Consider the following 23,607-nt stretch of genomic DNA (forward strand, 5'->3'; position numbering starts at 1 on the left):
TTCCGTGCTGGTGCGGCTCTGGACCAGGTCGTTCTGCGGTGCGTCCCGCGGCTCTCAGGGGCGCTCGACGAGCACCGCGCTCCCCTGTCCGACGCCGACGCACATCGTGGCGAGACCGCGTGCCGCGCCGGAGCGCCGCATGCGGTGGAGCAGGGTGGTGAGGATGCGGGCTCCCGAGCAGCCCAGCGGGTGGCCGAGTGCGATGGCGCCGCCCGTCGGGTTGACGAGCTCCGGGTCGATGCCGAGCCGGTCCACGCAGGCCAGCGCCTGGGCGGCGAACGCCTCGTTGAACTCGGCCTCCTCCAGGTCGGCGACCGTCCAGCCGACGCGTGCGAGCGCCTTCTCGGTGGCGGGCACGGGTCCGATGCCCATGACGTCGGGGTGGACGCCCGCGGAGGCGCCGGCGACGTACCGCCCGAGGGATTCCAGCCCCAGTTCACGCAGGGCGTCCTCGCTGACCAGGAGGAGCCCGGCGGCGCCGTCGTTCATCGGTGAGGCGTTGCCCGCGGTGACCGTGCCGCCGGGGCGGAACACCGGCTTGAGGCGGGCCAGTTTCTCGTACGACGTGTCCTCGCGGACGCACTCGTCGGTGTCGACGACGACCCCGTCGGGGCGGGTGACGGGCAGCAGCTCGGCGTCGAAGTACCCGTTCTTGCGGGCGTCCGCGGCGCGCTGGTGGCTGCGCAGGGCGAACTCGTCCTGGCGTCGGCGCGGGACGCCGTACCGTTCGGCGACCTCCTCGGCGGTCTCGCCCATGGAGAGCACGCCGTGCAGGTCCTTCATCGCCGGGTTGACCAGGCGCCAGCCGAGCCGGGTGTCGACGGTCTCGATGCGGTGCGGGAGCGCCTCGTCGGGGCGGGGCAGCACGAACGGGGCGCGGCTCATGGACTCGGAGCCGCCGGCGAGCAGGATGTCGGCCTCGCCCGCGGCGATCGTGCGGGCGGCCGTGGTGACGGCCTCCAGGCCGGAGGCGCACAGCCGGTTGACGGTGGCGCCGGGCACCGTCGCGGGGAGTCCGGCGAGCAGGGCGGCCATGCGGGCGACGTTGCGGTTGTCCTCGCCCGCCTGGTTGGCGGCGCCCCAGTAGACGTCGTCGATCCGGGCCGGGTCGAGGGCGGGCGCATCGGCGAGGAGCGCGCGGAGCACGGCCGCGGCGAGATCGTCGGGGCGTACGGCGGAGAGGGCTCCGCGCAGCTTGCCGATGGGGGTGCGGCGGGCGGCCGCGAAGTGGACGGGACGCACGGCAGGACTCCTGACGGACACCGGACTGGGACGGGATGTGATGACGAGGACCCCGTTAATTAGCACTGCTAGTTTTGGACTATAGACCGCCGCCCGCCCGCTGGGAAGGCCCTCCGGGGGCCTGCCCGCCCCTCCCCGCCGGGAAACGATCAGAGCGGTTTCCGCCCATCCCTCCTGGGCACCCGCGCGGGGGGACCGGGCCCCGCGGGAGCCGGGCGCGTCCACGGATCCTCGTCCCCGGAAGCGACCGGAAGGAGTCACACCGTGACCGACGCCCTCGAACTCGACGCGCTGTGGGCCGAATTCCACCGCGTGGTGAACATGACGTCCCAGGAGCTCGCCGCGTGGCTGCGGATCCGGGACGCCGACGAGAACGCGGAGCCGGCGCCCGAGCACGCGGGCGCGCCCACCGGGCAGCACGTCCTGGCCCTCCTGCAGAAGCGGCGCACGGACCTCACCGACGACGACATCGACGTCATGTACGAGGTGGTGGACACCGTCACCGCCGAGACGGACGGGGCGAAGGAGCCCCTGGCCGAGGACGAGCGGCGGCGCCACCGGCTGATGACCCTCGGACACGACGCGCTCCGGCCGCCCCAGGGAGCGGGGACGTGACCGACGGGCAGCGCCACGTGATCGAGCGGCTCGTCGCCTCGTACGGCCGCACGTACGCGGAGGAGGCGGGCATCACGCTGCGGAACAGCCCCCAGCCGCTGTACCGCACCCTCGTGCTGGCCGGCCTGCTGAGCGCGCGCATCCGTGCCTCCGTCGCCGTGGCGACCGCCCGATCCCTGTACGACGCGGGACTGCGGGATCCCCGGCGGATGGCCGCGGCGGACCGGCACACGCGGGTCGCCGCGCTCGGCGCCGGCGGCTACCGGCGCTACGACGAGCGTACGGCGACCCGGCTCGGCGACGGCGCCCGGTTGCTGACGGAGCGTTGGGGCGGCGATCTGCGGCGCCTGCGGGACGAGGGCGACGGCGACCTGCCCCGGCTGCGCGCCCTCCTGCGGGAGGTGCCCGGAATCGGGCCCACGGGCGCGGACATCTTCCTGCGCGAGGTCCAGCGCGTCTGGCCCGAGACGGCGCCGTACGTCGACGGCAAGGCTTTGCAGGGCGCGGGGCGGCTCGGCCTTCCCGAGGATCCCGGCCGGCTGGTCGAACTCGCCGGGAACACCGAACCGGCCGTCCTGGCGGCGGCGTTGGTCCGCTCGGCGCTCGACAGGCGGGTGGCCGAGGAGGTCCTCGGGACCGCCGCGTGAGAGCACCCGCCCCGGGCTGTGCCACCGCCGGCGGACATCGGGGCGACGACCCCCGGGGCCGGGGGCGTCCGTCTGCTCGCGCACGGGGCGCTCAGCTGGGCCTGCGCCCGCCGTCACCTGACGCGACCGGCGCGACCTGCGGCAACGCGGTCCCCGAGGGGCGTGCGGAGACCGCCGGGCCGGTCCCCGGGGGGCGTACGAGGACCCGCCGGGCCAGTCCCCAGGGACGTACGCAGACCGGTGTGGCCGGTCGCGGCAGGACGGTCCCGCCCTTGCGGGGGCGGGACCGTCGTGACGTCACCGGGCCGGTGCCGTGCGGGACGCCGGGCCCGGGGCGGGGGCGTAGCCGGCGGGCCGGGCGGTGAAGACTCCCCGGCCCCGGGTCCGGCCACGCAGCCGCGTCGCGTAGCCGAACAACTCGGCCAGCGGCACGGTGGCGGTGATCACCGCCGTTCCCCCGCGCGTGGCCGAGCCGGAGACCCGGCCGCGACGCACGGCCAGATCGCCCAGCACACCGCCCACGGCGTCGACCGGCACGGTGACCGTGACGTCGGCCACCGGCTCCAGGAGGGCCATCGTGCTCGCGCGCAGGGCCTCCCGGAGCGCGAACCGGCCGGCGGCCCTGAACGCCATCTCCGAGGAGTCCTTCGCGTGCGTCGCCCCGTCGGTCAGCACCACGCGCAGCCCTGTCACGGGGTGACCGCCGAGCGGCCCCTCGGCCAGCGCGTCACGGCAGCCCGCCTCCACCGCACGGACGTACTCCTGGGGCACCCGCCCGCCGACGACGGCCGACCGGAACGCGAAGCCCGTCGCGCCGGGGTCCTCGCCGTCGAGCGGTTCCACGTCGAGGACGACATGGGCGAACTGGCCCGCGCCGCCGTCCTGCTTGACGTGCCGGTACACCAGTCCGCCCACGCCCCGGACGACGGTCTCCCGGTACGCCACCTTCGGCCGGCCGACCCGGACGTCCAGCCCGTGGGCGCGGCGCACCTTCTCCACGGCCACCTCCAGATGCAGCTCGCCCATGCCCGACAGCGTCGTCTGGCCGGTCTCGGGGTCGGTCCTGACGACGAGTGAGGGGTCCTCCTCCACCAGTCGCGCCAGTGCCGACGCCAGCCGGTCGGTGTCCGTGCCCGCGCACGCCTCGACGGCCGCGGAGACCACGGGGTCGGCCACGGTCGGCGGTTCGAGTACCAGCGGTGCTCCGGCGGCGCACAGGGTCGATCCGGCGCGCGTGGCCTTCGGCCCGATGACCGCGACGATGTCGCCGGCCACCGCCCGGTCCAGCCGGGTGTGGCGGCCGGCCTGCACGCGCAGCACCCGGCCGACGCGTTCGGTGCGGTCTGCGTTCGCGTTCCACACCGTCTCTCCCGTCCGGATCGTCCCCGAGTACAGGCGCAGGAAGGTCAGCCGTCCCATGGCGGTCGCCTCGACCTTGAACGCCAGGGCCGCGAGCGGTGCCGCCGGGTCGGCGGCCCGTTCCTGTTCCGTGCCGTCCCAGGTGCCCCGCGCCGCGGGTACGTCCAGCGGCGAGGGCAGATAGGCGACCACGGCGTCCAGCAGCGGCTCGATCCCGCGGTTGCGGTAGGCCGAGCCGCACAGCACGACCACGCCGTCACCGCTGCGGGTCAGGTCGCGCAGCGCGGACGCCAGCGTGTCCGCGGAGAGCGTCGAGCCCGCGCAGAACTCCTCCAGGGCGAGCGGGTGCAGCTCCGCCACCGCTTCCTCCAGCAGCCGGCGGCGCCGCTTCGCCTCGTCGCGCAGCGCGTCCGGTACGGGCCCCTCCACGGCCGCGTCCCCGCCGTCGGCCCACACCAGGGACCGCATGCGCAGCAGATCCACGACCCCGGTGAAGCCGTCCTCCGTACCGATCGGCAACTGGACGGCCAGCGGGGCCGGATGCAGACGTTCCCGGATCGACGCGACCGCCGAGTCGAGGTCGGCGCCCGCACGGTCCAGCTTGTTGACGAACGCGATGCGCGGGACGCCGTACCGGTCGGCCTGCCGCCACACCGCCTCGCTCTGCGGCTCGACGCCCGCGACGGCGTCGAACACCGCGACCGCGCCGTCGAGCACGCGCAGCGAGCGCGTCACCTCGTCGGAGAAGTCGACGTGGCCCGGGGTGTCGATCAGGTTGATCCGGTGTGCGTCCCAGTCGCAGCTCACGGCCGCGGCGAAGATGGTGATGCCCCGGTCGCGTTCCTGGGAGTCGAAGTCCGTGACGGTCGTGCCGTCGTGGACCTCACCGCGCTTGTGCGTGGCGCCGGAGAGGTAGAGGATCCGCTCGGTGACGGTGGTCTTCCCGGCGTCGACGTGGGCGAGGATGCCCAGATTGCGGACGGCGGTCAGCGGGTTGACGGGGTGACGGTGCAGGTCGGTACGCACGGTCCGTGCCTTTCGGAGCGTCGCTGGAAGAAGGGCGGCGCGATTCCCGGACGAAGTCCCCTACCGGGCAGCCCGCGTCGGGACCCGGCACAGCGTGCGGGGATCCGACCAGCGGACGGAAAAGGGAATGTGACGCTCCATCAGGTCGGTGGGCGTCAGGTGTTCGTCGCGGGCGTCCGGTGCCGGCCGCGCAGCGGGCACCGGCCGGACGAGGACACGAGGATCACGTCGAAGCGTGACCGGGGAACGGCGGCAGTCGTGTGGCAACGCACGGCCGGGCTCCCCTCGTTCGTCACGGAGTGCGCGGCGACGGCCGGACGCGCACGGTGTGTGGCGAGTGTAGGGAGCCGGACGGGCGCGGGGCACGCGCTTTTCCCCAGCGCGGACCCCGGGTGCGGCGTGGCGCCCCGCGGCCCACCATGGACAGGGAGGGACCAGGGGGCAACCGCTCGGGCTCCGTGTCAGGAGGCGTCCATGCCGCTCAACGCCCACACCACCGACGTCCTGGTCGCCGGAGCGGGTCCGGTCGGGCTCACAGCGGCCGGGGAACTGCGACGGCGCGGGGTCGCGGTCCGTGTCGTGGACCGGCTCCCGGCCCGGCTCCCGTACGCCAAGGCCGTGGGCATCCAGCCGCGCACGCTGGAGGTCTGGGACCGGATGGGCCTCGTACGGGACGCCCTGGAGGCGGCCGTCCCCATGCGCGGACAGCTGGTGTACGTCAACGGCACCGAGCAGGGCGCGTACGACCTCGTACTGCCTCCCGAGGTGCCGTACGGATTCGCCGCGCTGCCGCAGTACGAGACCGAGCGCCTCCTCGAAGGGTTCCTGGCCCGTTTCGGCACGCCGGTCGAGCGCGGCACGGAGCTCGTGGGGTTCCGCCAGGACGCGGACGGGGTGACCGCCCGGCTCGTCACCACCTCCGGCTCGGCCGGCGGCGAGGCTCCGGTACGGCGCGAGGAGGAGGTCAGGTGCCGGTACCTGGTCGGCTGCGACGGCGCGCACAGCGTCGTACGCAAGGGACTCGGCCTCGGCTTCGAGGGGGGAGCCTTCCCGGACGAGTACATGCTGGCCGACGTCGAGGTCGACTGGGACCTGCCCGCGGGCTACGGCGTGCGTTCCATGCACCGCGGGCCGGACGGCGCCGTCGACGACGTCCTGGTGTGCATCCCGCTGCCGGGGCACGGCCGGTACCGCATGTCCACGACGGTCCCGCCCGCGCTCTCCACGGCCGGACGGGCCTGGGACACGGAGCCGGGCAGGGACGCGGTGGCGCACGGGCTCGACGGCGGTCCGGCGCCGGGGCTCGCCGACATCCAGAAGGTGCTCGACCGCCTGTCGCCGCGGCCGGTGACGGCGTCGGCCCTCCGCTGGTCCTCGGTGTTCCGCATCAGCCACCGGATCGTGGACCGCTACGGCGAGGGCCGGGTCTTCGTCGCGGGCGACGCCGCACACATCCATCCGCCGACCGGCGCGCAGGGCATGAACACCGGCATCCAGGACGCGTTCAACCTGGCCTGGAAGCTCGCCCTCGCGGTCGAGGGGGCGGCGCATCCGGACCTGCTCGCCAGTTACGACGCCGAGCGGCGCCCGGTGGGCGAGGAGGTCGTCGGGCGCACCGTGCGGCACGCCGCCGAGGGCGTCCAGGCCGACCCGGAGGACCCGGCGACGCTGATGCTCCGCGAGGCACAGCTCCTCGTCGGTTACCGGGACAGTCCGATCGTGGACTCGCCGGACCCGGCGGTGGACGGCGAGGGACCGCGGCCCGGCGACCGGGTCCCGGACTGCGGCGGCCTCACCTGCCCGGTCGCGGCCCATGCGCTGCGGCTGTACGACGTGCTCCGGGAGCGTGACCACGTACTGCTGCTGTACGGGACGGGCGCCCCGGACGAGGGCTTCGACGAACTGGCCCGCGCCGCGGCCGAGTCGGCGCGGGGACGCGTGGAGACGATCGCCGTCGTCCGGTCCGCGGACGCGGCGGCCGGGGCGGGGCTGCTTCCCGTCTACCGCGACACGCGGGGGGAGTTCGCGCGCGGGTTCGCGGCGCAGGCCCCGACCGCCTTCCTCGTACGGCCCGACGGCTACCTGGCGGCGCGGCAGCGTCCGCCGGCCCCGCGGGAGCTCGCCGCGTGCCTCGCCCGGGCCTTCCGCGCATAGGGGTCTTCGGCTCACGCGGGGCCGCGTCGCCCGCCCCCGGGCGCGCCTACGGCCGGCGCCGGATGTACCACCCCACGACCAGTGCGAGCAGGATCGCGGCGACGAACGCCCAGACGGTCGGAGCGCCTTCGTAGGTGCCGTGGTGCGGGTAGGCCGACATGCCCGTACGGGTACCCGCCCGCGCACCGGAGGTGCCTCCCGGCCGGAGACGCGTCGGACTGGGCCCGCGCCGCTCCTCGGGAGCCTGCCCGAAAGAATGAACCGACCCCCGAAAGCCGCGTGTCCCGGCGCCGGAGCAAGCACTGTGCGGAGCGGATCTGTCGGCGGTGCCCCGCCCGTCGGTGCGGCGTCGCGGCCGTGCGCGACGGGGTGGCTGCCGCGGCGAGTGCGGTACGAGGCGAGGGGTGCGCGTGGGCGGAGATCGGCCGGAGGAGCGGCGGCGGGTGTCGCTGCGGGACCGGGCGCGCTACCGGTTCGACCGTACGCTGGCCCGCAGCACCGGTTCCCTGATGGGCTGGCTGGTCGTCAGCTGCCTGGCCGTCGTGGTCCCGGTGAGCGCGCTGCTGGTGTGGACGGATCCCGGTGCGCCGCGTTCGCTCTCGGGCCGGCTGACGGCGGTGTGGCGGTCCAGTGCGGAGACCCTGCGGCTGGGGGCGGTGGACGGTACGCCGCTGCGCATGCTGCTCGCGGCCCTGCTCGGACTGGTCGCGCTGCTCTGTGTGTCGACCCTCGTCGGAGTGATCACGACCGGGCTGGCCGAGCGGCTCGCGGAACTGAGCCGGGGCCGCTCGACGGTCCTGGAGGAGGGCCACGCCGTCGTGCTCGGCTGGTCGGACCAGGTGTTCACGGTCGTGGCGGAGCTGATCGCCGCGCAGGTCCCGCACCGGCCCCGGGCGGTCGTCCTGCTCGCCGACCGGGACAAGGCCGAGATGGAGCGGGCGCTGGCCGCTCACGTCGGCCCGCCCGGCCGGACGCGGCTGATCTGCCGCAGCGGCCCCGCGAGCGATCCGGCCGTACTCGCGCTGGTCAGCCCGCGGACGGCGCGCACCGTGCTGGTGCTGCCGTCGGATGAGCCGACGGCCGACGCCGAGGTGCTGCGCACCCTGCTGGCGCTCCGGGCCGTGCTCGGGGAGGACGCGGAGGGGCCGCCGGTCCTCGCGGCGGTGCGCGACGACCGGTTCCGGGCCGCGGCCCGGCTAGCCGCCGGGCCGCGGGGCACGGTCCTGGAGACCGACACCGTCACGGCCCGGTTGATCGCGCAGTGCGTGGGCCGCCCCGGCCTCTCCCTCGTCCTGCGCGATCTGCTCGACTTCGCCGGCGACGAGTTCCATCTCGCCGACGCCACCGCGTTCCACGGGGTTCCCTTCGGCACGGTCCTGCTGGGGTTTCCCACCGCCTGCGTGGTGGGACTGCTCACCCCCGGGGGACACCCCCTGCTCAATCCCGCCGCCGACACCGTCGTCACCCCGGGAAGCCGCCTGATCGTCCTCGCCCCCGACGACGACGGGGCACGGCCGGAGGACTGCCGGCACCTCGTCGACACGTCGGCGACCGCCTCCGCGGAGCCACCGCGGGAGAGTGCCGCGCACCTGCTGCTGCTCGGCTGGAACCGGCGGGCGCCCCTCGTCGTGGAGCAGCTGCGGCGCACGGCGCGGCCGGGTTCGGTGCTGGACGTGGTGACGGACCGGGCCGTGCCGGCCCCGGCCCGGGAGCCCGAGCCGGAACCGGCGGACACCCCCCGGCTGACCGTGCGCTTCCGGTCCGCCGCGCTGTCACGGCCCGAGACCCTGCTCGGGTTCGACCTGACGCCCTACGACGGGACGGTCGTGCTCGGACCCGACCCGGGCGACGGGCCGGACCGCCCCGACGACCGCACCCTGGTCACCCTGCTGGCCCTGCGGGTGCTGGAGGAGCGGACCGGGCGGGAGCCGCGCGTGGTCACCGAGCTCACCGACGACCGCAACCGCCCCCTGGCTCCCCTCGACCCGGGCTCCGACGTCATCGTCAGCGGCGAGCTGACCGGGTTGCTCATGGCACAGATCGCGCAGAACCGCCATCTGGCGGCCGTGTTCGACGAGCTGTTCTCCGCCGACGGCAGCACGATCTGCCTACGGCCGGCGGGACATTACGTCCGCCCGGGGAGCGTGGCCTCCTTCGCGACCGTCGTGGCCGCCGCGCGCGACCGCGGCGAGTGCGCCATCGGCTACCGCCGCCACGACCTGCGGAGGCAGCCCCCGGACCACGGGGTCCGGCTCAATCCGCCCAAGGCGGAACAGCGCGAGTGGCGGGCCGAGGACCAGGTGGTCCTCGTGGCGACGGAACCTACGGCTCCCGCCGGGGCGGACACGCACGCGGACACCGGAGGCGACGACCGGCAAAGCCCGTACCCCGTCCAGGAACCCGGCCCGCGGCCACCTCGGTGAGCCGCGAACCGGTCGGCGCCCGAGCGCGGTTCCGCCCGAGCGGTTCAGCCGAGCCCGGTTCAGCCCGAGCCCGCTCAAGCCGCCCGAAGACCCGCGTGATCCCGGAACGCCGGCCGCGGCCGCCGAGCGCCTGGGCCAGGCCCGCCCATCGGCGGGAACCAGCACGGACGGAAGAGACGAACCAGGCTAAGGTCACCGCATGCGCCTGGCTCTTTTCGACCTGGACGGGACCCTGGTCGACCGTCGTTCCGCGTTCGCCGAGGCCGTGGGCGAGCTGACTCGCACGCGCGGCTACGGACCCGACGTCGAGCACTGGATGCTCACGCAGCTCGCCGACCGGGCGGGCCCGGAGGACTTCGCCCGGCTCCGCGAACTCTTCAACCTGGACGAATCCGCCGCGGACCTGTGGCGCGCGTACATCGACCGCATGGCGTCCGCCGTCACCTGCCGCCCCGCCGTGCTCGACAGCCTGGCCCGGCTCAGGGCCGCCTCCTGGACGGTCGGCGTCGCCACCAACGGGCCGTCCGACATCCAGCGCGCCAAGATCCGCGCCACCGGTCTCGCCGATCTGATCGACGGGATCGCGGCCAGCGGCGACATCGACGTGCGCAAACCGGATCCCCGCCTCTTCGAGCTGGCGGCGGCCCGGTGCGGCACCCAGCTCTCGCGCGACGACTGGATGATCGGCGACGACCCGGAGAACGACATCGCCGGCGGGTACAAGGCGGGACTGCAGCCGATCTGGGTCCGCGGGCGGCCCTGGCCCGACGATCTCGCCGTGCCCCATCACAGCGTGGACGACGTCACCCAGGCGATCGACTACCTGCTCACGCACTCCGCCCGCTGACGCGGCCCCCGCGGGTGCCTACGGCGCACCCGAGGAGCGCTGGCGCTGTTCGGTCTCGCGCATCAGCCGGGTACGGCGGCCGATGTCACCGACCCGGTCGGCGAGTTCGGGATGCACGGTGCGCAGATGCGGCCCCGCCGCCGTGAGGGGGTCCAGCAGCCGGGCCGGATCACTGTCCCCCAGCGCCGCACGGAGGTCGCTCAGCGCGTCCGTGGCCGCCGCGGGAAGGTCGGGCAGGTCCGTGATCGTCCCGGCGAGCTGGCGCAGTGCGGCGGCGTGGTCGTGGGCCCAGGACGCGACGGAGCGGTCCGCCGCCCGCCGGTCGCGGGTGGCCCGTACGCGCTGCTCCTTCGTCGTACCGGCTTCCCCTGGCCGTACGCGCAGATACCGCCGCTCGGCCGCCTGACGGCTGGAGACACCGAGCGGTCGGGCGAGGTCCGCCCAGCTGGCGCCCGCCTCACGGGCCGTCTCGATCAGACCCGGTTCCCAGTCGGCGAGCTGCTCGCGCACCTCACGCAGCAGCAGCAGCGCCGCCATCGCCTGCTCGGGGTCGTCCGTGGAGGAGGCGTCGGCGGCGCGGGCCGTCCGCATGGCCCGCGCGATGGCCTCCAAAGCCGTGGCCGCCGCCATGAAGGAGGCTGGAGCCGGGGTGCTGTCGTCGTTCATCGCCTCTCCTCTTCTCCTTCTTCTCCTTCGTCGAGCGGCTCTACGGACCGGCGGCTCCGCACGTGCGCAGACCCGCCGACCGCCCGCCGGAACCGGGCGTCATCGATCGGATGACATCTGGCTTGTCGTCGGATGGATGACATGCTACAACGGAGTCAGGTGAAGCGCATTGGCAGCAACTGCCTGAACCTTCTGGAGGTGTTTCCCGTGTTGATGCGCACCGACCCGTTCCGTGAACTCGACCGGCTTGCCCAGCACCTGATGGGTCCGGGAACGTGGTCCCGCCCCTCCGCGATGCCGATGGACGCCTACCGCGACGGCGACCAGTACGTGATCGCCTTCGATCTGCCGGGCATCGACCCCGACGCGCTGGACATCGACGTCGAGCGCAACATGCTGACGGTGCGGGCCGAGCGGCGCCCCCTCGCGAGGTCCGAGAACGCGCAGACGGAACTGTCCGAGCGGCCGCTGGGTGTCTTCTCCCGCCAGGTCGTCCTGGCCGACACCCTCGACACCGAGCACATCACCGCCGACTACGAGGACGGCGTCCTCACCCTGCGGATCCCGATCACCGAGCGCGCCAGGCCCCGGAAGATCAGCGTCCGCGGCAGCGGGACGCGCAAGGAACTCGACGGCTGAACAACCGGTCGTACACCCGCCGTCGCGGCCCGGGGCGGTTCACCCAGGGTTCCGCCCCGGCCCCCGGCGGCACGGGCCTTCCCTCCCCTTGAGGACGCCTCGGCATGAGGACGTCGGCCCGCCCCCCCCACACACACCCCGGTCCACGCCCGACATCGGCCCACGCAAGGAAAGACGTCGCACCTCACATGACCCTCCTCACTCCCGCCGCGCCCCCCACGCCTCCGGCAGCGCCGGCGGCGGCCGTCACCTTCGAGCAGATGCTGGAAAGGGTGCGCTACGAGGGCGCCTATCCCACCCGCCGGCGGGCCGAGGACGTCGTCCGCCGCGTCCTCGAAGCGCTCGGCCGGCAGCTGACGGGTGACGAGCGCGTCGAGCTCGCCGCCGTCCTGCCCCGGGAGGCGGCCGCCTTCCTCGCCTCGCAGATCCCCTCCGGCAAGCCGCTCAGCGGCTGGGGGTTCGTGAAGGACCTCGCCGAACGCACCGGCGGCTCCCCGGCCACCACGCGCTGGGACACCGGCTCGGTCCTCGGTGTCGTCGCACGCCTCGCCGGCGACGATCTGACCTCCCGCGTCATCCGTCGGCTCCCGGACGGATACGCCCTGCTGTTCGGACGGGCGCAGCTGGTCCAGGCGGCCTGACGGACACCCCGGCCGTCAAGGTCCCGCCTCCGCCACGAACCCCGGACACCCCGACAGCCGTACGCGGTGCCCGCCCCCGGAGAGGGGGCGGGCACCGCGTACGGCTGTCGCCGTCCCGCGCCGGTGGTCGTCCGGCGCGGGTCTCGGCTCGGAGCACGTCAGCTCACGGGCACCGGGTACGTCGGGTACTCCACCCCGGACACGTGCTGGACGACGCGGATCACCTGGCAGGAGTAGCCGAACTCGTTGTCGTACCAGAGGTAGAGGATGGCGTCGTCGCCCTCCACCTTCGTGGCGCCGGCGTCGACGATGGAGGCGTGACGCGAGCCGATGAAGTCGCTGGAGACCGCGTCGGGGGCGCTGATGAAGTCGATCTGACGCTTCAGCGGCGAGGTCAGCGACACGTTCCGCAGGTAGTCGAGGACCTCCTCGCGGGTGGTCTCGCGGGCGAGCCGCAGGTTCAGGATCGCGATCGAGACGTCCGGCACCGGCACGCGGATCGAGCTGCCGGTGATCCTCGCCCGGAGGTCGGGCAGCGCCTTGGCGACGGCGGAGGCGGCGCCGGTCTCGGTGAGCACCATGTTGAGCGGCGCCGAACGGCCACGGCGGTCGGAGTTGTGGTAATTGTCCAGCAGGTTCTGGTCGTTGGTGAACGAGTGGACGGTCTCCACGTGGCTGCGCAGGACGCCGTACTCGTCCGCCATCGCCTTCAGCGGCGGCACGATCGCGTTGGTCGTGCAGGACGCGCAGGACAGGATCTGCTCGTCGGGCTTGATCGTGTCGTGGTTGACGCCGTGGACGATGTTCGGGACGTCGCCCTTGCCCGGCGCCGTCAGGACGACCTTGTCGATGCCCGGACGCAGGTGCTTCGACAGGCCCTCGCGGTCGCGCCACTTGCCGGTGTTGTCGATCAGGATGGCGTTCTTGATGCCGTACGCCGTGTAGTCGACCTCCGACGGGTCGCCCGCGTAGATCACCTTGATCTCGTTGCCGTTGGCGATGATCGTGCTGTTCGCCTCGTCGACGGTGATCGTGCCCTGGAACTGGCCGTGGATGGAGTCGCGGCGCAGCAGCGAGGCCCGCTTGACGATGTCCTGGGCGCCGCCCTGCCGGACGACGACGGCACGCAGCCGCAGGCCGTTGCCCGAGCCCGCCTTCTCGATGAGCAGGCGGGCGACGAGCCGGCCGATCCGGCCGAACCCGTACAGGACGACGTCGCGTCCCTCGCGGCGCTCGATCTTGTTCTCACCCGTGGCGCCGGCGACGGCCTCGGCGGTGAAGTCGGCCACCGAGAGCCCGCGGTCGTCGGACTTGTAGGTCGCGGCGAGCATGCCGATGTCGATCTGGGACGGGCCGAGGTCGAGCGTGGTGAGCGTCTGCAGGAACGGCAGGGTCTCGGTGACCGAGAGCTCCTCACCGGCCATCTGCCGGGCGAACCGGTGGGTCTTGAGGATGCTGACCACCGACTTGTTCACCAAGGAGCGGCTGTGCAGCAGGACCGTGACGTCCCGCTCGCGGTGCAGCTTCCCGATGATCGGGATCATCGACTCCGCGATCTCCTCGCGGTTCTTCCAGTTGGTGAACGAGTCGTCGTTGACAGTCACAGGTTTATCTTTCGAGCTAGGCGGTGCTCAGATGTTAACGCTCCCGGTACTTTGATCACGCAGGGGGTGCCCCGGGCAGGACGGCCGGGTCCGCGGGGACATCGGCGAGGGTCACCACGGGGCAGCCGAGCACCCCGGTCAGCACGTGGCGCCGGTGCGCCGGGTGGCGCCGGGCTCCGGCACCGTCCTGAGCCGGCGCCGCCGGTCCTACTTGTTCGCCTTCTGCTTGCCGGACGCCTTCTCCTTCTTGGGCGCCTTGTGCTTGGGCGCCTTGTGCTTGGGCGCCTTGTAGGTGGGCGATTCGGCCTGCGGCTCGGGGTTGGCCGGCGCGGCCACCTGACGCGTTGTCACCGCGTTCTCCCGGGGAGCGGAGGCCGACACGGAAGGCGCGGACGCGGCGGACGCGGAAGCGGAGGCGGCGGACGCGGCGGACGTGACGGGCTGCGTACGGGGCCGCACGGAGGCGCTCCGGGAGGCCGGCGCGTCCTTCGCGGCCGGCGCGGCCGCGGAGGTGTCCGACGACTCGGTGCCCGCGCTGGACGAGGCATGGCTGTCGGGCCCCGCGGCGGCGCCGTGGTCGGGCAGACCCACCACGCCCGCGAGGGTGACGCCCAGGAGCGTGGCCAGCGCCGCGCCCGCGGTGGCCAGCGCGCGCCCGTTGCCGTGCCGTACAGGGGAGGCGTCGCCGTCGGCGGCACGCGTGCCGGGACCGGCGCCGAGGACCCGGGCCGTGTCGTGGCCGTCCTTCGCGCCGGGGGACCGCGGGGGCAGCGTACGGATCACAGCGGGCCGCTCCCCCGCGCCCAGGGCCGACAGCATGTCCGCGCAGGTGCGGGCGTCGGGGCGCTCGTCCTCGTCCAGGGCGGTCATGGCGGCGAGCAGAGCGGCCAGCTCCTCGCCCAGGAAGGACGGGAAGACCGGGGCACGGTGCAGGCGGGCGATCGCCGCCTCCAGCGGGGCGCCGTCGTACTCGAGCTCTCCCTTGAGGCACTCGAGGAGGGTCAGTCCGAGCGCGTACACGTCGGCGGGGGGCCCGACCGGACGGCCCATGACCTGCTCGGGAGCCAGGTACGCGGCGGTGCCCACCAGCGCGCCCGTGGCGGTCTGGGTGGTGCTGTCCATCAGCCGCGATATGCCGAAGTCGGTCAGGTGAGGTGCGCCGGTCCCGTCCAGGAGGATGTTCGAGGGCTTGACGTCACGGTGCACCACTCCGGCCGCGTGCACGTAGTCGAGGGCGTCCGCGAGGGCCGCCCCGACGGTGCACGCCTCGGCGGGGGTGAGGGCTCCCCCGGCGACCCGGGCACGCAGCGTCGCACCGGTGACGAGCTGCATCACGAGGAACGGGCTGCCCGCTTCCCGTCCGGAGTCGAAGACCGTGACGAGTCCTGGGTGCTGGAGGCCGGCCAGCATCACGGCCTCCTCGGTGAACCGTTCCTCCGTCTGCGCGTCGGTGCCGAGCCTGAACACCTTCACCGCGACCGGTCGCCGGAGTCTCAGGTCGAAGCCGCCGTACACGTCGGCGGCGCCGCCCCGGCCGAGAAGAGCGTCCAGACGGTACCGGCCCGCCAGCACGTCGTTGCTGCCGAAACGGGTTTCCGTCCGCAACGGCCATTGCGGTGCCGGCATGTGCCCTCCTACGCGGGACGGTCGGGACGGTGCGGGACCCCCGGTGGCGTGATCCCGGGGCAGCCGTCCGCGTTCCCACAATGCGGCGCGCTATCCCTTTTCGGGCCGATCCCGATGCCGCACGCCGGACCGGCGGGAGTCACCCGCCCGGCGCCCACCGCCCCACGTGCGGCGATTTCCCCGGTTCCGGGGAGCGGCGATTTCCCGGGCCTTGGGCAAGTGCCGGGAAAGATCCGCGGATGGCCGCGGCCCAGAGGGGTACCGCACAGGACCGGACCGTGCATTCGTGATCATAGAGGGGATGACGCGTGGTCCTGTCACCCGAACACCGCGCCCTGGACGGGCCGGAGCGTGTCGGACGCTGCGGCCGGGGCGCACGATGCCACCGTGGGCTCCGCTCCCTGGGCCGAGGAGGAACTTGTGGATTCCGACATGCAGAAGACCGCACTGGTCGTCATCGACATGATCAACACCTATGAGCACGACGACGCCGACGTGCTGGTCGACTCCGTGCGCGAGGCGCTGCCGGCGATGCGCCGGCTGATCACCCGGGCCCGGGAACAGGGAGCGGACGTCATCTACGTCAACGACAACTCCGGGCGGTGGCGCTCGCACCACGACGAGCTCCTGGACGCCGCCCTGCGAGGGCCCCACGCCGACCTCGTCGATCCGATCCGGCCGGACGGCGAGTCGCTCTTCGTCGTCAAGGCCCGGCACTCGATCTTCTACCAGACGCCACTGGAGTACCTGCTGGCCGAGCAGGGGGTGAGGCACATCGTGATGTGCGGGCAGGTCACCGAGCAGTGCGTGCTGTACTCGGCGCTCGACGCCCACATCCGGCACTTCCGGGTGACCGTGCCGAGCGACGCCGTCGCCCACATCCACGAGGATCTCGCGCGGGCGTCCTTCCAGATGATGGAGCGGAACATGAACGCCGAGGTCGTGCGGGCCGACGAGGTCGACTTCGCCAAGGCGTGACGGAGTCGACTTCGCCAAGGCCTGACGGATCCGGACCGCGAAGGGGCGGCCGGGCTGCCCGAGCACGACGGAGGCCGCCTCCCCAGGAAGGGAAGACGGCCTCCGGCTGTCGACTTCACACGTCGGGACGACAGGATTTGAACCTGCGACCCCTTGACCCCCAGTCAAGTGCGCTACCAAGCTGCGCCACGTCCCGATGCCCGTCTGACCTGGGGTTTCCCCTGGCCGAACGTGCACGGAAACAATACCGCACTCGGGCCCGTGGTCGCGCACCGCTTTTACGGGGCGACGCACAGCGGCGGCTCCCGGGCGAGATCCCGCACCCGACGGTTGACCTCAACTCCGCTTGAGGTTGCACGATCGGCGCCATGACGATGACGGCTGAGCGCGATCACGCGCGGTACCGGTACGAGGACCTGCCCCGGCTCATGGGGCTGATGACGGGTGACGAGAAGCACGGGCCCGCGGCGACGTCCACCCTGGACGTGCTGTGGGTGCTGTACGACCGCGTGCTCGACGTGCGGCCCGAAGCGGCGGACGATCCCGGACGGGACCGGTTCCTGCTGTCCAAGGGGCACGGGCCGATGGCGTACTACGCCGTACTCGCCGCCAAGGGCTTCCTGCCCGCCGACTGGCTGCCGGGCTTCGGCTCCTACGACTCGCCGCTCGGGCATCACCCGGACCGCGTCCTGGTGCCGGGCGCCGAGATCGGCAGCGGGTCGCTCGGGCACGGGCTGCCGATCGCCGTCGGCACGGCACTCGGGCTGCGCGCCCGGGGGCTCGACGCGCCGCGCGTGTGGGTGCTGGTCGGGGATGCCGAGCTGGACGAGGGCAGCAACCACGAGGCCGTCGCGTACGCCGGTCCCGCCGGACTCGAACGGCTGCACACCGTCGTCATCGACAACTCCTCCGCCCGCCACACCCGGCCCGGCGGGATAGCGGCGCGGTTCGCGGCCGCCGGGTGGTCCACGGAGACCGTGGACGGCCGTGACCACGCGGCGCTGTACGCCGCCTTCACCGCGCCGCACCCGGGCCGGCCGCACGTGGTCGTGGCCCGGGTCGAGCCCAAGGACGCCTGAGCCGCCCCGGCCGCCCCCCGCCATCCGCTCGCTTCGCTCGGGAGACCCCCGGGAAGGGACACACCCCATGGACACCATGCGCGACCGTTTCGCCCCCGTCGTCACGCGGCTGCTCGACGAGGATCCGCGGGTCGCGGTCGTCCTCGCGGAGATCGGCGCGGACGGCTTCACGGAGGCCCGGCGCAGGCACCCGGACCGGGTGATCAACGTCGGCATCCGCGAGCAGCTCCTCGTCGGCACGGCCGCGGGGCTCGCGCTCACCGGGCTGCGGCCGGTGGCGCACACCTTCGCCAGTTTCCTGGTGGAGCGGCCGTTCGAGCAGGTCAAGCTGGACCTCGGGCATCAGGACGCCGGTGCGGTCCTGGTCAGCGCCGCCGCCTCGTTCGACTGGCCGGCCGGCGGCTTCACCCACATGTCACCGGGTGACGTGGCGCTACTCGACACGCTGGACGGCTGGACCGTGCACGTCCCCGGCCATCCGGACGAGGCGGAGACACTGCTGCGCCACGCGGTCGCCGCCGGGGACGACAAGGTGTACGTACGGCTGTCCGTGCAGTCGAACGCGCGCGGGCGGGCCGTCGACGGGGCACGCCTCCTCACCGTCCGGGAGGGGCGCGCCGGTGTGGTCGTCGCCGTGGGGCCGATGCTCGACGCCGTGCTCGACGCGACGGAGGGACTCGACGTGACGGTCCTGTACGCGGCCACCGTCCGGCCCTTCGACGCGGCGGGGCTGCGCCGGGCCACCGGTCCCGGGGCCGCGGACGTCGTCCTGGTGGAGCCGTATCTGGCGGGTACGTCGACGGGCGCCGCCAACGACGCGCTCGCCGACCTGCCGCACCGGGTCCTCGGTCTCGGCGTGGGCCGCCGCGAACTGCGCCGGTACGGCACCGTCGACGAACACGTGGCCGCCCACGGGCTCGACGCGGGAACGCTGCGGGAGCGGATCGGCGGGTTCCTGGGGGCGGCGGCGGACGGGTGAGCGTACGCGGGCTTCCGGGGGCGGGGTCCATGCGGGTGAGTCTCCGCCCGGCGAGACGGGAGCGGCCGGTCGGCGGCCGTCCGGAGCCGGCGCCGGGGCCGCCGTGACCGTCGCGTCAGCCGGCGGCCGGGTGCCCCGGCTCCGGGTGGGAGTCTAGGAGCCGGGGCGGGGCCGCCTGGCGCCAGGAGTCGGCCAGGATGTCGCGCAGTTCGCCCTCGTCCTCCAGGGCGGCGAGGCGGACGCGGACCCAGGCGAAGTTCGCCTCGTGGGCGGCGATCCAGAATTTCCCCGGCTCGGCCAGGGCCAATTCGTCGCGCTCCTCCTTGGGGCAGCGGACGGCGATGGAGGTCTCGTTCTCGGGCAGGGTGGCGAACATCTTGCCCGCGACCCGGAACGTGGGCATGCTCCAGGCGGTCTTCTCCGTCGTTTCCGGCAGGGAGAGGGCGATACGGCGTACGTCATGGGCATCCGGCATGGACCGCACCGTAGCGAAGGGCACTGACAACCACCCGGCGGGCGTCAGCCGGGTGGAACGGCTGGTCCCACGTGTTTGTAGAAGATCGTCGTGGCGTGCAACGCGCCCTCGGGGGTCGCCGCGTAGTCGGGTATCGCGCCGGCCCGTGTCCATCCGGCGGAGCGGTAGAGGGACTCGGCGGGGCTGCCGGTCTCCGTGTCGAGGTGCAGAAGTGTGACGCCGGCCACGGCCGCCGCGTGCTCGGCGGTCGCGAGGAGCCTGCGGCCGAGGCCCTGTCCGCGGCCGTCCCGGTGCACCATCAGCTTCACCACTTCCGCGCGGTGCCGGCTGTTGGGCCTGCCCGGGAAGGCGAGGCCGACGGTACCGGTCACCCGGCCCCCGGTGCGCGCCGCCCAGACGGCGAGTTCTCCGGCGGCGACCGCTTCGGCCCGCCCCCGCCACCAGTCGGCGGCCTCCGCCCGGCCGAGCGGCGCGAGGAACCCCACGGAAGCCCCGCCGTCCACGGCATCGGTCAGCAGGTCCGCCAACTCGTCGGCGGCAGAGAGGAGTTCGGCTGCGCTCAGCCTGGACACGGCGGTCACGGCAGCACCACCGCCAGCGCGTACCGCGCGCCCTCGGGGCCGGGCGCCCGGAAGCGGGTCGGCCCCCAGACCCGCATGCGGAGGCAGTCTCCCGCGGCGAGGTGATGCTCGACGTCCCGCACGGTCACGTCGAGGCTTCCGGCCAGGACCCAGATGTGCTGTTCGAGACCGGGGACGGGCGGACGGTCGTACGCGATGTCGGCGCCCGCCGCCAGCCGGCCCTCGACCAGTTCGCCGCGCAGGCCCGTGTGCGGCGGGGACACCGACCGCCGTACGAAACCGGACGCCCTGTCCTCCCAGACGGCCTGGTCCGCGGCTCGCACGAGCGGGTCGGGAGCCGCCTCGACCTCGCTGAGCAGCTGCGACATGGTGCGTCCGTAGACACCGCACAGGCGGTTCAGCAGCGAGGCCGTGGGGCTGGTCTCCGCCCGCTCGGCCCGGGAGAGCGTCGAGCGGCTCACTCCGCTGCGCTCCGCCAACTCCCCCAGGGACCAGCCGCGTTCGGCTCGCAGTTCGGCCAGTCTGGCCGCGAGCCGGGCATCGACGGCACCCTCGGCACCCTCTACGTCGTCTCTCATATTCGGGATGCTATCCCATATGTGAGACAGGCCATCAAGCAGGGAGGCAGGGCTTGCGTACCGCTACGCCGTCGCGGCCTCCGCCAGCGCCTCCAGCACCGGGCGGATCAGCGGATGCCCCTCCGCGCCACGGCGTACGGCCGCGAAGACGCGGCGCGTGGGAGCGGTGCCGTCGACGGGGCGCACCACCACACCTGCGAGGTCCATCCCGCGGAGGGCGGACCGGGGCACCAGGGCGACCCCGGCGTCCGCCGAGGCGAGGGCGACGACGGCCCGGAAGTCGTCCGAGGAGTGCTCAAGGCGGGGCTGGAATCCGGCGTTCTCGCAGGCCAGGACGACCACGTCGTGACAGGGGTTGCCGGGGTAGGGGCCGATCCAGGGATCCTTCGCGAGCTCGGCGAGCGGCACCTCCCCCGCGTCGGCGAGCCGGTGGGCGACCGGGACGACCGCGTCGAAGGGCTCGGCGTAGAGCGGGACGTGCGTGAGACGCGGGTCGTCGGCGGCCGGGGCGCCGCGGTACTCGACGGCCACCGCGACGTCGACCTGCCGGTCCAGCACCATGGGCAGGCTGGCGTCGCCCTCGGCGTCCTGGACGCGGAGATGGATGCCGGGCGCCGTCAGCGCGAGGCGGGCCAGCGCCGGAGCCACGACCAGACCGATGCCGGTCGCGAAGGCGGCGACGGTGACCGTGCCCGCGGCCCCCGAGCTGTACGCCGCCAACTCGGCTTCCGCGCGCTCCAGTTGAGCGAGGACCACGTTCGTGTGGGTGAGCAGGATCTCGCCCGCGGGGGTCAGCCGGACGCCCCTGGCACCCCGCTCGACGAGCCGGTGGCCTGTCTCCTGTTCGAGCGCGGCGAGCTGCTGGGAGACGGCGGACGGCGTGAGATACAGCGCGGCGGCAGCCGCCGTCACCGTGCGGTGGTCCGCCACCGCACGGAGGATGTGGAGCCGCCGCGCCTCGATCATGCGACCGATTCTCTCAGGCCGGGAGGACCGGTATGTCCCTCCCTCAGGCGCCCAGCTCCGCGCGGGCCGCCACGAACGCGTCCACCGCCCGGTTGACGTCCTCGGTCGAGTGGGCGGCGGACAGCTGCACCCGGATCCGTGCCTGGCCCTGCGGGACCACCGGGTACGAGAAGCCGATCACGTACACGCCGCGTTCCAGCAGCAGCTCCGCCAGGCGTCCCGCGACGGTCGCGTCGCCGATCATGACGGGGGCGATGGCGTGGTCGCCGGGCAGCACGTCGAAGCCCTCCTCCGTCATCCGGGAGCGGAACAGCGCCGTGTTGGCGGCGAGCTTGTCGCGCAGGTCACCGGCCGACTCGAGCAGGTCGAGGACCTTGAGGGACGCCGCCGCGATCACCGGGGCGAGCGTGTTGGAGAAGAGGTACGGGCGGGAGCGCTGGCGCAGCAGGGCGACGATCTCGGCGCGGGCGGCCACGTAGCCGCCGGACGCGCCGCCGAGGGCCTTGCCCAGGGTGCCGGTGATGATGTCGACGCGGTCCATGACCCCGTGCAGCTCAGGGGTGCCGCGACCACCGGGGCCGACGAAGCCGACGGCGTGCGAGTCGTCGACCATGACCATGGCGTCGTAACGGTCGGCGAGGTCGCAGATCTCGCGCAGCGGCGCCACGTAACCGTCCATGGAGAAGACGCCGTCGGTGACGATGAGGCGGCGCCGGGCGTCGGAGGCCTCCTTGAGCTGCTGCTCCAGGTCGGCGAGGTCACGGTTGGCGTACCGGAAGCGGCGGGCCTTGGACAGCCGGATGCCGTCGATGATCGACGCGTGGTTGAGGGCGTCGGAGATCACCGCGTCCTCCGCGCCGAGGAGGGTCTCGAAGACACCGCCGTTGGCGTCGAAGCAGGAGGAGTACAGGATCGTGTCCTCCTGCCCGAGGAACGCGGACAGGCGCTGCTCCAGCTCCTTGTGCACCTCCTGCGTGCCGCAGATGAAGCGCACGGAGGCCATGCCGTAGCCCCAGCGGTCGAGTGCCTCGTGTGCGGCGGCGACGACCTCGGGGTGGTCGGCGAGGCCGAGGTAGTTGTTCGCGCAGAAGTTGAGGACCTCGCCGGGCCGGCCACCGGCGGTGACACTCACCGTCGCGGACTGCGGGGTGCCGATGACGCGCTCGGGCTTGTGCAGGCCGGCGGCGCGGATCTCGTCGAGGGTGGCGCGCAGGTCGTCGCGCACGGAGTCGAACATGGAAGGGCTCCAGGAGTTGCGTGAAGGGCGGATGGGCCGAAGCTGCGGACCGGACCCGGGATCAGGCGGTCCAGTCGAGGATGACCTTGCCGCCGCGTCCGCTCGCCGCGTCCGCGAAGGCCGCCTCGAAGTCGCGGTAGCCGTACCGGCCGGTGATGACGGGGGCGAGGTCGAGGCCGCCCTCGAGCAGCACCGACATCGCGTACCAGGTCTCGAACATCTCCCGGCCGTAGATGCCCTTGATGGTGATCATGGACGTCACGATCCGGGCCCAGTCGACCGGGAACTCCTCGGCGGGCAGCCCGAGCATGGCGATCCGGCCGCCGTGGGTCATGTTGGCGATCATGTCGCGCATCGCCTCGGGGCGGCCCGACATCTCCAGGCCGATGTCGAAGCCCTCGCGCAGTCCCAGCGCGCGCTGGCCGTCGGCGATGGTCCCCTCCCGAACGTTCAGGGCGAGGCTCACCCCGATCTTGCGGGCGAGTTCCAGCCGCTCCTCGCTGACGTCGGTGATGACGACGTTGCGGGCGCCGGCGTGCCGGGCGACCGCCGCGGCCATCAGGCCGATGGGTCCGGCGCCGGTGACCAGGACGTCCTCGCCGACCAGCGGGAAGGAGAGCGCCGTGTGCACCGCGTTGCCGAACGGGTCGAAGATCGCGGCGATGTCGAGGTCCACGGGCACCCGGTGCACCCACACGTTGGCCGCGGGAAGCGCCACGTACTCGGCGAACGCGCCGTCGCGGCCGACACCGAGGCCCACCGTGGCCCGGCACAGGTGGCGCCGGCCGGCCAGACAGTTGCGGCACTTGCCGCAGACCAGGTGGCCCTCGCCGCTGACCCGGTCGCCCACCTTGATGTCGGCGACGTCACGGCCGGTCTCGACGACCTCACCGGCGAATTCGTGGCCGACGACGAGCGGGGTGCTGATCGTCTGCTGCGCCCAGCCGTCCCAGCTGCGGATGTGCAGGTCGGTGCCGCAGATCCCGGTCCTGAGGACCTTGATCAGTACGTCGCCGGGGCCGATGGACGGCTCGGGTACGTCCGTGAGCCAGAGGCCCGGCTCCGCCTTGTCCTTGACCAGCGCCTTCAACGCTACGGCTCCTGTGGGTGAGGTCCCGGGGAGAGGGCACGCCGAAGGGGCCCGGACCCGGGGAAAGGGGTGAGATCCCCCAGAAATCTGCCGTACGACGGCGGCCCGGGTCCATCGAGGTTTTCTTAAGCGGCGCCGCAGCTTTGCTTCACGCC

At 73.5% G+C, this 23,607-nt stretch carries 21 protein-coding genes and 1 tRNA gene; 10 read left to right on the forward strand and 12 right to left on the reverse strand.

Going from position 1 to position 23,607, the window contains the following annotated elements:
* Positions 1-54: 54 nt before the first annotated feature.
* Entirely contained in the window at positions 55-1,242 is a 1,188-nt protein-coding gene (locus ACFYP4_RS11715; protein WP_388784920.1) for a thiolase family protein, read from the reverse strand.
* Positions 1,243-1,506: 264 nt separating this feature from the next.
* Between ACFYP4_RS11715 and ACFYP4_RS11720 the strand changes: the two genes are divergently transcribed.
* Both ACFYP4_RS11720 and ACFYP4_RS11725 read left to right on the forward strand, forming a co-directional pair.
* Positions 1,507-1,857, forward strand: a complete 351-nt coding sequence (locus ACFYP4_RS11720) for a DUF3140 domain-containing protein (RefSeq protein ID WP_358850761.1) — start codon at positions 1,507-1,509, stop codon at positions 1,855-1,857.
* The gene (locus ACFYP4_RS11725; protein ID WP_358850762.1) at positions 1,854-2,504 is read left to right on the forward strand and encodes an endonuclease; all 651 of its coding nucleotides are present in this window, start codon (positions 1,854-1,856) and stop codon (positions 2,502-2,504) included. The genes ACFYP4_RS11720 and ACFYP4_RS11725 overlap by 4 nt, the downstream gene beginning before the upstream one ends.
* A gap of 297 nt (positions 2,505-2,801) precedes the next feature.
* Here the strand turns inward: ACFYP4_RS11725 and fusA are convergent, their stop codons facing one another.
* Entirely contained in the window at positions 2,802-4,889 is a 2,088-nt protein-coding gene (gene fusA, locus ACFYP4_RS11730) for an elongation factor G (protein WP_388784922.1), read from the reverse strand.
* Positions 4,890-5,363: 474 nt separating this feature from the next.
* Here fusA and ACFYP4_RS11735 point away from each other — a divergent pair, with 474 nt between their 5' ends.
* From ACFYP4_RS11735 to ACFYP4_RS11745, 3 genes are all read left to right on the forward strand, one after another.
* Positions 5,364-7,043: an FAD-dependent monooxygenase gene (locus tag ACFYP4_RS11735; protein WP_388784924.1), complete on the forward strand. Its 1,680-nt coding sequence runs from the start codon at positions 5,364-5,366 to the stop codon at positions 7,041-7,043.
* Positions 7,044-7,453: 410 nt separating this feature from the next.
* Positions 7,454-9,466 carry an NAD-binding lipoprotein gene (locus ACFYP4_RS11740; RefSeq protein WP_388784926.1) on the forward strand — a complete coding sequence of 671 codons (2,013 nt, stop codon included), beginning with the start codon at positions 7,454-7,456 and terminating at the stop codon, positions 9,464-9,466.
* Between the two features lie 199 nt (positions 9,467-9,665).
* Positions 9,666-10,313 carry an HAD family hydrolase gene (locus ACFYP4_RS11745; protein ID WP_358850765.1) on the forward strand — a complete coding sequence of 216 codons (648 nt, stop codon included), beginning with the start codon at positions 9,666-9,668 and terminating at the stop codon, positions 10,311-10,313.
* Positions 10,314-10,331: 18 nt separating this feature from the next.
* On the opposite strand, the gene ACFYP4_RS11750 is transcribed toward ACFYP4_RS11745, so the two are convergent.
* Entirely contained in the window at positions 10,332-10,979 is a 648-nt protein-coding gene (locus ACFYP4_RS11750) for a type III effector protein (RefSeq protein WP_358850766.1), read from the reverse strand.
* 207 nt (positions 10,980-11,186) lie between these two features.
* On the opposite strand from ACFYP4_RS11750, the gene ACFYP4_RS11755 reads away from it, so the two are divergent.
* Both ACFYP4_RS11755 and ACFYP4_RS11760 read left to right on the forward strand, forming a co-directional pair.
* Positions 11,187-11,618 carry an Hsp20/alpha crystallin family protein gene (locus tag ACFYP4_RS11755; protein ID WP_358850779.1) on the forward strand — a complete coding sequence of 144 codons (432 nt, stop codon included), beginning with the start codon at positions 11,187-11,189 and terminating at the stop codon, positions 11,616-11,618.
* 188 nt (positions 11,619-11,806) lie between these two features.
* A complete protein-coding gene (locus ACFYP4_RS11760) occupies positions 11,807-12,259 on the forward strand; it encodes a DUF2267 domain-containing protein (RefSeq protein WP_358850767.1) in 453 nt (150 codons plus the stop codon).
* 158 nt (positions 12,260-12,417) lie between these two features.
* Here the strand turns inward: ACFYP4_RS11760 and ACFYP4_RS11765 are convergent, their stop codons facing one another.
* Both ACFYP4_RS11765 and ACFYP4_RS11770 read right to left on the reverse strand, forming a co-directional pair.
* Positions 12,418-13,863 (reverse strand): glyceraldehyde-3-phosphate dehydrogenase, encoded by a 1,446-nt coding sequence (locus tag ACFYP4_RS11765; protein ID WP_388784929.1) that lies wholly within the window; start codon positions 13,861-13,863, stop codon positions 12,418-12,420.
* Positions 13,864-14,070: 207 nt separating this feature from the next.
* A complete protein-coding gene (locus tag ACFYP4_RS11770) occupies positions 14,071-15,489 on the reverse strand; it encodes a serine/threonine-protein kinase (RefSeq protein WP_358851860.1) in 1,419 nt (472 codons plus the stop codon).
* 432 nt (positions 15,490-15,921) lie between these two features.
* Here ACFYP4_RS11770 and ACFYP4_RS11775 point away from each other — a divergent pair, with 432 nt between their 5' ends.
* Entirely contained in the window at positions 15,922-16,467 is a 546-nt protein-coding gene (locus ACFYP4_RS11775) for an isochorismatase family cysteine hydrolase (RefSeq protein WP_358851861.1), read from the forward strand.
* Positions 16,468-16,589: 122 nt separating this feature from the next.
* Here the strand turns inward: ACFYP4_RS11775 and ACFYP4_RS11780 are convergent.
* Positions 16,590-16,663 (reverse strand) — tRNA-Pro (locus ACFYP4_RS11780).
* Between the two features lie 172 nt (positions 16,664-16,835).
* Here ACFYP4_RS11780 and ACFYP4_RS11785 point away from each other — a divergent pair.
* Together ACFYP4_RS11785 and ACFYP4_RS11790 are read left to right on the forward strand one after the other, a co-directional pair.
* Positions 16,836-17,546: a transketolase gene (locus tag ACFYP4_RS11785; RefSeq protein WP_358851862.1), complete on the forward strand. Its 711-nt coding sequence runs from the start codon at positions 16,836-16,838 to the stop codon at positions 17,544-17,546.
* Between the two features lie 67 nt (positions 17,547-17,613).
* Positions 17,614-18,525: a transketolase gene (locus ACFYP4_RS11790; RefSeq protein ID WP_358851863.1), complete on the forward strand. Its 912-nt coding sequence runs from the start codon at positions 17,614-17,616 to the stop codon at positions 18,523-18,525.
* A 115-nt stretch (positions 18,526-18,640) separates the two neighbouring features.
* Here ACFYP4_RS11790 and ACFYP4_RS11795 read toward each other — a convergent pair whose 3' ends face one another.
* From ACFYP4_RS11795 to tdh, 6 genes are all read right to left on the reverse strand, one after another.
* A complete protein-coding gene (locus tag ACFYP4_RS11795; RefSeq protein ID WP_388784931.1) occupies positions 18,641-19,000 on the reverse strand; it encodes an MmcQ/YjbR family DNA-binding protein in 360 nt (119 codons plus the stop codon).
* Between the two features lie 44 nt (positions 19,001-19,044).
* A complete protein-coding gene (locus ACFYP4_RS11800) occupies positions 19,045-19,572 on the reverse strand; it encodes a GNAT family N-acetyltransferase (RefSeq protein ID WP_388784933.1) in 528 nt (175 codons plus the stop codon).
* Positions 19,573-19,577: 5 nt separating this feature from the next.
* Positions 19,578-20,159, reverse strand: a complete 582-nt coding sequence (locus tag ACFYP4_RS11805) for an XRE family transcriptional regulator (RefSeq protein ID WP_358851866.1) — start codon at positions 20,157-20,159, stop codon at positions 19,578-19,580.
* 63 nt (positions 20,160-20,222) lie between these two features.
* A complete protein-coding gene (locus ACFYP4_RS11810; protein ID WP_358851867.1) occupies positions 20,223-21,125 on the reverse strand; it encodes a LysR family transcriptional regulator in 903 nt (300 codons plus the stop codon).
* Between the two features lie 43 nt (positions 21,126-21,168).
* Complete coding sequence (locus ACFYP4_RS11815) at positions 21,169-22,362, reverse strand: glycine C-acetyltransferase (protein ID WP_358851868.1); 1,194 nt, start codon at positions 22,360-22,362, stop codon at positions 21,169-21,171.
* A 61-nt stretch (positions 22,363-22,423) separates the two neighbouring features.
* Positions 22,424-23,452, reverse strand: a complete 1,029-nt coding sequence (gene tdh, locus ACFYP4_RS11820) for an L-threonine 3-dehydrogenase (RefSeq protein ID WP_358851869.1) — start codon at positions 23,450-23,452, stop codon at positions 22,424-22,426.
* Positions 23,453-23,607 lie beyond the last annotated feature (155 nt).

The organism is Streptomyces sp. NPDC005551 (assembly GCF_042871785.1).
Taxonomy (GTDB): Bacteria; Actinomycetota; Actinomycetes; order Streptomycetales; family Streptomycetaceae; genus Streptomyces.